This is a genomic window from Streptomyces sp. NPDC048275, from assembly GCF_040652275.1.
Taxonomy (GTDB): Bacteria; Actinomycetota; Actinomycetes; order Streptomycetales; family Streptomycetaceae; genus Streptomyces.
This window is the reverse complement of the sequence record NZ_JBEZLR010000085.1, coordinates 33,236-42,325: the sequence shown is the minus strand read 5'-3', so window position 1 is coordinate 42,325 and position 9,090 is coordinate 33,236. Positions and strand designations below refer to the sequence as shown.

The following is a 9,090-nucleotide window of genomic DNA, read 5'->3' as shown; positions in this document are numbered from 1 at the left end:
TCCTCCGCCTTGCAGCTGCACGCACCAAGCCCCGCTCACCGGCACCTACGAGGTGCCGGTGCTTCCCTGCAACCTGATCCGCCGGACAGGCCCTAAGGGGCGCCCCCGGCGCGGCCCTCGTCGCGACCCCCGTCCCGACCCCCGTCCCGACCCCCGTCCCGACCCTCGTCGTGGCGCTCGCCGTGCCACGAGTGCCACAGCGCCGCATAGGAGCCGTCGGCCGCCACCAGGGCGTCGTGGGTGCCGAGTTCGGTCAGCAGGCCGTCCTCCATCACGGCCACCCGGTCCGCGTCGTGGGCGGTGTGCAGACGGTGCGCGATGGCGATGACCGTGCGTCCTTCCAGTACGGCGGCGAGCGCGCGCTCGGTGTGGCGTGCGGTCGTCGGGTCGAGCAGCGCCGTTGCCTCGTCCAGGATGAGCGTGTGCGGGTCGGCCAGAACGACCCGGGCCAGGGCCAGTTGCTGGGCCCGCGAGCCGTCCGCGCGGTGGCCGGGGCCCAGCTCGGTGTCCAGGCCTGCGGGCAGCTCCCGCACCCAGTCGTCGGCGCCGACCGCGGCGAGCGCCGACCACAACGCGGCGTCACCGGCGGCCGGTTCGGCGATCAGCAGGTTGTCGCGGACGGTGCCGAGGAACACGTGGTGCTCCTGGGTGACAAGGACGACCTGCCGCCGCAGCTGCTCGGGATCGAGGTCGGCGATCGGCACCCGCCCGACCGTCACCTTGCCCGAGCGCGGCGCGTCGATGCCCGCGAGGAGTCTGCTCAAGGTGGTCTTCCCGGCGCCGGAGGGACCCACGACGGCCAGCCGCTCCCCGGGCCGCACGACCAGGTCGACGCCGCGCAGCACCTCGCCCCCGCGGTCGTAGGAATAGCGGACGTCGGTCACGTCGATCCGGTCGTCCACGGGGGAGGGGGAGCCGGACCCGGTCGCCCGCGGTGCCCGGCCCAGTCCCTCCACGCGGGCGAAGGAGGCGCCGCTGCTCTGCAACTGCTCGATCTGGACCAGGATCTGGTCGAGCGGTTCGCCGAGCTGGCGCAGATACAGGGCGGCGGCGATCACCGCACCCAGGCTCATCGCCCCGTGCGCGTGCAGGGCGCCGCCCAGCAGCAGGACGCCGGCCACGGGGACGGCGTACGACACCTCCACGATCGGGAAGAACACGGTGCGCAGGTACAGGGTGTGAAGACGGGTCCGGCGAGATGTCTCCAGGGCGCTCCGGCTGGCGGTGACGCGGCGCCGTTGCAGTCCGAAGGCCTCGACCGTGCGGGCGCCGGAGGCGGTGGCGGCGAGGATCTCGGCGACCTCCGAGGTGGCCGCGCCCTCGGCGAGATAGGCGGCGCGCGCCCGGCGCAGATACCAGCTCGTGGCGAACCAGATGCCGGCCAGGCCGAGCACCCCGCAACCGCCGAGCAGCGGACTGAGGACGAAGACCGCGCCCAGGATGAACAGCGCCTGCACCGAGGAGATGAGCAACTTGGGCCCGGCGTCGCGCAGGGTGGTGCCCACCAGGGCGACATCGGCGGTGCCCCGGGCCGTCAGGTCGCCCGAGCCGGCCCGCTCCACCACCGAGGCGGGCAGCGAGAGCGCCCGCTCGACGAACTCCTCCCGCACCCGCGCCAGCGTCCGCTCCCCGAAGCGGTGCCCCACATACCGCGCGGTGCGCGCCAGCAGCAGCTGCGCCAGCGCGCACACCAGGATGACGAGGGCCGGGCGGTCCACCACCTCCACACCGCCGCCCGCCCGGACGTCGTCGATGATCCGGCCGAGCAGCCACGGTCCGACCAGACCGGCAGCGGCAGCCAGCGCGTTCAGCGCGAGCACGGCGCCGAACGCGCGTCCGTCCGCGCGGATCAGCCGCAGCGCGGCCCGCCGCACCTCGGCCCGTTCGGCGACGGGCAGGTGCGCGCTCATCGGACCGACTCCCGCGAGTCGAGGACGCCCGCGCCCGAGCCGACGGCATCCGCGCCCGAACCGGCCGCATCCGCATCCGCATCCGCGTCCGAGCCCGCATCCGCGTCCGCGTCCGCGTCGCGGGCCACCAGCGCGCGGTATCCCGTCTCATCGTCGAGGAGTTCGCGGTGGCCGCCGCTCGCCGCGACCTGCCCGTCGACCAGGTAGTACACGGTGTCCACCTGGTCGAGCAGCAGTGGCGAGGTGGTGGTGACGACGGTCGTACGGCCGGATCGCGCGGCGCGCAGCCGGGCCGCGACGGTGGCCTCGGTGTGGGCGTCGAGCGCCGAGGTGGGCTCGACCGCGAGCAGTACTTCGGGGTCGGCGAGCAGCGCCCGCACCAGCCGGACGCGCTGCCGTTGGCCGCCGGAGAGGCTGCGGCCCTGCGCGTCGAGGGTCGAGTCGAGCCCGTCCGGCAGTCCGAGGACGATGTCGTCGGCCACCGCGGTGTGGACGGCCCGGGTGATGGCTTCGTCGTCGTGGTCCCGGCGGCCGGAGACCAGATCGCGCAGTGTGCCCGCGAACAGGTCGGCCTCGTTGTCCGCGACCAGGATCCGGCAGCGGACCTGTGTGAGGTCGATCGTGTCGAGGCGTAAGCCGCCCCAGGTCGCCGCCGACTCCGTGTACCGGCCGAGCCGGTCGACGACGGTCGCCGAGTCCGCCGGGCGGGCGCCGACCAGCGCGGTCAGCTTCCCGGGCGCCACGTCGACGCCGGACTCCGGGTCGCGCAGTACGGACGGGGACGGCGGAGCGTCCGCGGCGGAGCTGTCGGAGGCCATCGGCTCCAGGGACAGAAAACGTACGACGCGACGGGCGGACACCAGACCCCGGCTGAGCTGGTAGCCGCACTCGACGAAGAAGGCCACCGGCATCACCATGGCCGCCACATAGCCGTACACGGACACCAACTCACCGACAGAGATGGACCCTTGAGCGGCCAGCCGGGCCGCGAGCCAGGTCACGACGGAGAGGAACAGGGTCGGCAGCCCGATCGCGAGCGCCTGAACCCAGCTGGTCACCGCCCCGACCCGGTAGCCCTGCGCCCGCAGCTCCTGCGAGTCGCGGCGGAAGGTGTCGGCGTACAGCCCCTTGCCGCCCAGGCCGTTGAGGACGCGCAGGCCGCCCGCGAGGTCGCTGATCCGCGCGGTCAGTACGGCCTGCCGCTCGCGGTATCCCGTCTCCGTGCCCTGCAGCCGCCCCAGCAGCGGCCCCACGACCAGGGCGATCAGCGGCAGCCCGAGCAGCACCACCACGGCCAGCGGCAGCGAGACCGAAAGGAGCAGTACGGCGACGACTCCGTAGGCGATCACCGCGCCGAAGCCCGGGCCGACGACCGTCAGCGACTGGCTGATCGTCTGGACGTCGCCGACGCCGATCGTGACGACCTCCCCGGCCTCGACCTGGCGCGACAGCGTGGCCCCCAGCCGGGTGGCCTGCCCGACCACGACCTTGACCGTGCGAAAGTTGGCGTCCATCCGCAGCCGGGTCATCGTGCGGTGCCGCATGATGCTCACCCAGGCGTTGAACGCCCCGAGGCCCAGCAGGGCGGCGGTCCAGCCGGCCAGCGCGGCCTGGTCACCGGGCTCCAGGCCGTCGTCGATCGCGCGGGCGAGCAGATACGGCGCGACCGCCATCAGGACCATCCAGACGGTGCCGAGCAGCGCCCCGGCGGCGGCCCGCCCCGGCTGTCTGCGGATCAGCCACCACAGGTACCGGCCGCCGCCGCGACAGTCGGGCGTGCCCGGATCCTCGTACGCGTCGATCATCCGTCCCTCTTCTTCCTTCGGACCCCGCTATACGAGGCTGTCCCTCCAGGCTTGATGCAGATCCGCGAACCTGCCGGTGGAGGCGACGAGTTCGGCCGGGCTGCCGTCCTCGACGACGCGCCCGTCCTCCATCACCAGCACCCGGTCGGCGATCTCCACCGTGGACAGGCGGTGCGCGATGACCACCGCCGTCCGGCCGCGCAGGACGGTCGCCATGGCGCGCTGCACGGCCCGCTCCCCGGGGATGTCCAGCGAACTGGTCGCCTCGTCGAGGATGAGGACGGCCGGGTCGGCCAGCAACGCCCGTGCGAAGGCGACGAGTTGGCGCTGTCCGGCCGAGATGCGTCCGCCGCGCTTGCGTACGTCCGTGTCGTAGCCCTCGGGCAGCGAGCTGATGAAGTCGTGGGCGCCGATCGCCTTCGCCGCCTGTTCGATCTGTTCACGGGTCGCGTCCGAACGGCCGATGGCGATGTTCTCGGCGACCGTGCCGGAGAACAGGAATGCCTCCTGGGTCACCATCACCACCCCGCGCCGCAGCTCGGGCACCGAGAGCTCGCGCAGATCGACGCCGTCGAGCAGGACCCGGCCGTCGGAGGGGTCGTAGAAGCGGGCCAGGAGCTTGGCGAGTGTCGACTTGCCCGCGCCCGTCGAGCCGACGACGGCCACCGTCTGCCCCGCGGGGAGCGTGAGCGAGAAGGTGGGCAGGACCTCGCCGCCGGTGCGGTAGGCGAAGCGGACGTCGTCGAAGACGACCTCGCGGCCCGGGTGTTCGGTCTTGAGGGAGGGCAACTGCCGCGGGACGGCCGGCTCCGGTACGGACGGTGTCTGGGCCAGCAGGCCCGCGATCTTCTCCAGCGAGGCGGCCGCGGACTGGTACGAGTTGAGAAACATGCCCAGGCGGTCGATGGGGTCGTACAGGCGGCGCAGATACAGGACCGCTGCGGCCAGCACCCCCAGCGCCAGCGAGTCGGAGGCCACCCGGTACGCGCCCCACAGCACGATCGCCGAGACCGCCGCGTTGGCGACCAGGCGGGAACCGACGACATAGCGGGCCATCTCCAAAAGGGCGTCGCCGTTCATCCGTTCGTGGCGTTTGTTCAGTACCCGGAACTCGGCGTCGTTGGCTTCCTCGCGGCGGAACGCGCGCACCGGCCGGATGCCGTTCATCGTCTCCGCGAACTTCACGATGACGGCGGCGATCGCGGTCGAGCGCGCCTGGTAGATGCGGCCCGCGCGGCGTCGATAGAGACGTACGAGGAGGTAGAGCGGTACGAAGGAGGCCACCGCGACCGCGCCGAGGCCCAGGTCCAGCCAGAGCAGCATCGCCGAGATGTAGACGAAGGACAGGATCACCGTGACGAGTTCCTGGAGGCCCTCGCTGAGCAGTTCGCGCAGCGACTCGACGTCCGTGGTGGAGCGGGAGATCAGCCGGCCCGAGGTGTAGCGCTCATGGAAGTCGATGCTGAGCGCCTGCGCATGGCGGAAGATCCGGCCGCGCAGGTCGAGCAGCACGTCCTGGTTGACACGGGCGGACGCGCCGATGAAGGCGTACTGGAGTCCGCCGGCGGCGAGCGAGCACGCCAGGTAGCCGACCGCCACCGCGATCAGCGGCCCGTGGTCGTCGTGCCGGAACGCCGGTACGGCGCGGTCGATGGCGTACGCGACGAGCAGCGGGCCGGCCTGGACCGCCGCCTGCTGGAGCAGCAGCAGAACGGTCGTCAGGGCCACCCGGGCCCGGAGCGGGGCGAGCAGCGAGCGCAGCAGCGTGGCCGTGGCGCCCGGGGGAGTGGGCAGGGCGTCGCGGTCGAAGGGGTCCCGGTAGCCCGCCGAGGACCGCTGCGCCGGATCGCCCTGGTCACGGCCCTTGGTGCGGCCTTTGTCGCGGCCCCTGTCCGGTTCCTTGCTCGGCGAGGTCGTCGTGGGCGCCGTCATCGGTCGTCCTCCTCGTCGCCCGACATCAGATGGGCGTACTCGGTGTTCGTGCGCAGCAGTTCCTGGTGGGTGCCGACCGCGGCGATGCGGCCGCCGGAGAGCAGGGCCACACGGTCGGCGAGCAGGACCGTGGACGGGCGGTGCGCCACGATCAGGGCGGTCGTCCGATCCAGTACGCGGCGCAGGGCGGCCTCGACCGCGGCTTCCGTGTGGACGTCCAGGGCCGACAAGGGGTCGTCGAGAACGAGGAACCGGGGCCGGCCGACCACCGCTCGCGCGAGGGCGAGGCGCTGCCGCTGTCCGCCGGACAGGCTCAGGCCCTGCTCGCCGACCTGCGTCGCCGTCCCCTGGGGGAGCGCGTGCGCGAAGTCGGCCTGCGCGACGGCGAGGGCGCGGTCCAGCTCCGCTGCCCCCGCGGTGTCCGCGGCACCCATGAGGACGTTCTCCCCGACACTGGCCGAGAACAGGGTGGGTTCTTCGAAGGCCACGGCCACGCGCGCGCGAAGCTCCTCACGCGGCATCGCCGTGATGTCCTCGCCGTCCAGCGTGATCCGGCCGGACGTCACCTCGTGCAGACGCGGGACGAGGGCGGTGAGAGTGGTTTTCCCGGTGCCGGTCGCACCGACCAGGGCCATCGACTCACCGGAGCGGATGTGGAGGTCGATGCGGTCCAGGACGGGCGGTGCGTCCGCGGGGGCGTCGGGGTAGCGGAACCGGACGCCGTGGAACCGGAGTCCGCCGTCGCGCGTGTGGGCGGTGCCCGTGGAGGTGCCGGAGGATTCCGGTTCCTCGTCCATCACCTCGAAGTACCGCGCCGTCGCCGTCGCCGCCTCCTGGCTCATCGCGAGGAGGAAGCCGATCGAGTCGACGGGCCAGCGCAGGGCGAGGGCCGTGGACAGGAAGGCGACGAGAGTGCCCGCGGAGAGGTGGCCGTCGGCGACCTGGACGGTGCCGAGGACCAGGGCGGCGCCGATGGCGAGCTCGGGGAGGGTGACGATGACGGCCCAGATGGAGGCGAGGAGGCGGGCCTTGGCCAACTCCGTGCCGCGCAGGGTGCGGGACAGCTCGCGGAAGGCGCGGGTCTGGCTGCGGTGGCGCCCGAAGCCCTTGATGATGCGGATGCCGAGCACGCTCTCCTCGACGACCGTCGTCAGGTCGCCCACCTGGTCCTGGGCCCGCCGCGCCACCAGCGAGTAGCGCCGCTCGAAGAGCCAGCAGACGATCACCACAGGCAGGGCGGGAGCCAGCAGCACCAGCCCGAGCGTCCAGTCCTGGGCCAGCATGATCATGACGCCCACGAGAATCGTCACGCTGTTGACCAGCAGGAACGTCAGCGGAAACGCGAGGAACTGGCGCAACAGCATCAGGTCCGTGGTGCCCCGGGACAGCAACTGACCCGACGCCCAGCGGTCGTGGAAGGAGACCGGGAGCCGTTGCAGATGCCGGTACAGATCAGCTCGCATCCCGGCCTCGACCCCCGCCAGCGGGCGCGCCACCAGCCACCGCCGCAGCCCGAACAGCAGGGCCTCGGCGAACCCGAGCAGCAGCAGATACAGCGCGCCGAGCCAGATGCCCGCCGTGTCGTGGTCGGCCACCGGACCGTCCACCATCCACTTCAGGACGAGCGGGATCACCAGCCCCGTACAGGACGCGACGACCGCGACGAGGGCCGCGCCGAACAGCCGCGTCCGCACCGGTCGCACGTACGGCCACAGGCGCAGCAGACTGCGCACGGTCGAAGGGGAAGGGTGGTCGGCGGTCGTGGCATCTGGAGTGGACATCAGTGGCGAGCCTACGGTTCGTCACTGACAGCGCCCACCGAGTTTTGGCCGGACCTGAATCGTTCCAGCCGGGAGGGTCCGGCTACGCCGCCGGATACGGCAGCAGTTCCGTCGCGGTCCTCTCCCACGCCGCCTTGAGCTCCGCGAGCAGTTCCGGCCGGTCGGTCGCGAGGTCGGCCTGCTCGCGGGTGTCCTCGGCGAGGTGGTAGAGGTGGTCCTTGCCCGCGGCGTCCCGGTAGTACTTCCAGTCGCCGCGCCGCAGCGCCCGGTTGGCCCGGACTCGCCAGAACAGGTCGCGCTCCGGGACGACTTCACCCCGCAGCAGATAGCCCACGAGGCTCGTGCCGTCCAGGGGATACGCCGGGTCGGGCTCGGCGCCGCCCAACTCCAGTAGCGTGGCCGTCCAGTCGGGGGAGAAGTTCGGCTCGTGGCTGACCTGGTTGCCGTCGATCCGGTCCGGCCAGCGGACGATCGCCGGCACCCGGATGCCGCCTTCCAGCAGCACGAACTTCTGTCCACTGAGGGGCCAGTTGTAGGAGTAGCGCTCCCCGCCGTTGTCACTGGCGAACAGCACGAGCGTGTTCTCCTCCTGCCCCGAGCGGCGCAACGCGGCCAGGACCTCGCCCACGGCCGCGTCGAGGCTCTGCACCATCTGCGTGTACTTCTCGACCGAGCCGCCGTCGTAGTGGTTGAGCGCGCTGCTGATCTCCGCCTGGCTCTTCGCGGCCCGGATCTTCGCCGCGATCTCGGCGCCCGTCTCGGCGTCGTCCTCCGCGAGCCAGGGCCAGTGCGGGGTGGTGAAGTTGAGGTTCAGCAGCCACGGCTTGCGGTGTTCGCGGCCGACGTACTCCACTGCCCGCTCGGTCAGGACCTCGGTGTAGTAGCGCAGGTCCTGGTAGGTCGCGTCCCCCTCGTAGAGGTCGTAGTCGCCGAGCTGGCCGAGCTTGGAGAAATACTCCAGAACGCCCCCGTGGTTGCCGAAGAACTCGTCCCAGCCCGACTTGGTGGGGCTGTAGTCGGGCAGCCAGCCGCAGTGCCACTTGCCGATCAGCGCGGTGTCGTAGCCCGCCTTCTTCAGCAGGGAGGCGAGGGTGGGGTGGCCCGGGACAAGACCCTGCGTTCTGTTGGCGATCGGCTCGGCGAGCCCGCCGGGAGTACGGCCCGGATAGCGCCCGGTGTAGAGGCTGAACCGGGTCGGCGAGCAGGTGGCCGAGCCGGAGTAGGCGTCGGTGAAGCGCACGCCCTGGCGGGCGAGCCGGTCCAGGTGGGGTGATTTGATGTGCGGCGCCCCGTACGAGGAGAGGTCGGCCCAGCCGAGGTCGTCGGCGAGGATGACCAGGAGGTTGGGGCGCTTGCCGGAAACGGCGGGACGGGCCTTGAAGGGCCTTTCGGCGGGAGCCGCCTCGGCGGTGGTGGCCGTACTGGCGACGGCGGTCACGGCACCGCCGCCGACCAGACCGGCGAACGCGCGACGGGACATGTCGGGCATGCGTGATCCTCGGGGAGAGGGCGTCCGGCTACGGGACGCAAAAAAATAGGGAGAGGGGGAGGAACTGCGGGGTCAGTGACAGATGGCGCTGGACTGCCGGCACAGATCGACGTGGCGCCGCTCCACGAGCGCGACGTACGCGCACGGGTGATCAGCGGAAGGCCTCATGGTGT

The 9,090-nt window shown here is 72.1% G+C and carries 6 protein-coding genes; all 6 read right to left on the bottom strand.

The features are described 5' to 3' along the window. Positions 1–92: 92 nt before the first annotated feature. The 6 genes from AB0D57_RS35710 to AB0D57_RS35685 all read right to left on the bottom strand — a co-directional run bounded on the left by AB0D57_RS35710 (position 93) and on the right by AB0D57_RS35685 (position 9,085). Positions 93–1,910 (bottom strand): ABC transporter ATP-binding protein, encoded by a 1,818-nt coding sequence (locus AB0D57_RS35710; protein WP_362083001.1) that lies wholly within the window; start codon positions 1,908–1,910, stop codon positions 93–95. Beyond that, positions 1,907–3,715, bottom strand: coding sequence for an ABC transporter ATP-binding protein (locus AB0D57_RS35705; protein ID WP_362082998.1), 1,809 nt, complete (start codon positions 3,713–3,715; stop codon positions 1,907–1,909). The genes AB0D57_RS35710 and AB0D57_RS35705 overlap by 4 nt, the downstream gene beginning before the upstream one ends. Before the next feature lie 27 nt (positions 3,716–3,742). Continuing rightward, complete coding sequence (locus AB0D57_RS35700; protein WP_362082995.1) at positions 3,743–5,647, bottom strand: ABC transporter ATP-binding protein; 1,905 nt, start codon at positions 5,645–5,647, stop codon at positions 3,743–3,745. Then, complete coding sequence (locus tag AB0D57_RS35695) at positions 5,644–7,428, bottom strand: ABC transporter ATP-binding protein (RefSeq protein WP_362082992.1); 1,785 nt, start codon at positions 7,426–7,428, stop codon at positions 5,644–5,646. The genes AB0D57_RS35700 and AB0D57_RS35695 overlap by 4 nt, the downstream gene beginning before the upstream one ends. Positions 7,429–7,510: 82 nt before the next feature. Then, positions 7,511–8,917, bottom strand: a complete 1,407-nt coding sequence (locus AB0D57_RS35690; RefSeq protein ID WP_362082989.1) for a sulfatase-like hydrolase/transferase — start codon at positions 8,915–8,917, stop codon at positions 7,511–7,513. 72 nt (positions 8,918–8,989) lie between these two features. Beyond that, complete coding sequence (locus tag AB0D57_RS35685) at positions 8,990–9,085, bottom strand: putative leader peptide (RefSeq protein WP_362082986.1); 96 nt, start codon at positions 9,083–9,085, stop codon at positions 8,990–8,992. Between the last annotated feature and the right edge of the window lie 5 nt (positions 9,086–9,090).

What these genes read in the sequence shown, in the direction of transcription:
- AB0D57_RS35695 (WP_362082992.1), bottom strand. Translation starts at nt 7,428, where the DNA reads ATGTCCACTCCAGATGCCACGACCGCCGACCACCCTTCCCCTTCGACC.
- AB0D57_RS35705 (WP_362082998.1), bottom strand. Translation starts at nt 3,715, where the DNA reads ATGATCGACGCGTACGAGGATCCGGGCACGCCCGACTGTCGCGGCGGC.
- AB0D57_RS35690 (WP_362082989.1), bottom strand. Translation starts at nt 8,917, where the DNA reads ATGCCCGACATGTCCCGTCGCGCGTTCGCCGGTCTGGTCGGCGGCGGT.
- AB0D57_RS35685 (WP_362082986.1), bottom strand. Translation starts at nt 9,085, where the DNA reads ATGAGGCCTTCCGCTGATCACCCGTGCGCGTACGTCGCGCTCGTGGAG.
- AB0D57_RS35710 (WP_362083001.1), bottom strand. Translation starts at nt 1,910, where the DNA reads ATGAGCGCGCACCTGCCCGTCGCCGAACGGGCCGAGGTGCGGCGGGCC.
- AB0D57_RS35700 (WP_362082995.1), bottom strand. Translation starts at nt 5,647, where the DNA reads ATGACGGCGCCCACGACGACCTCGCCGAGCAAGGAACCGGACAGGGGC.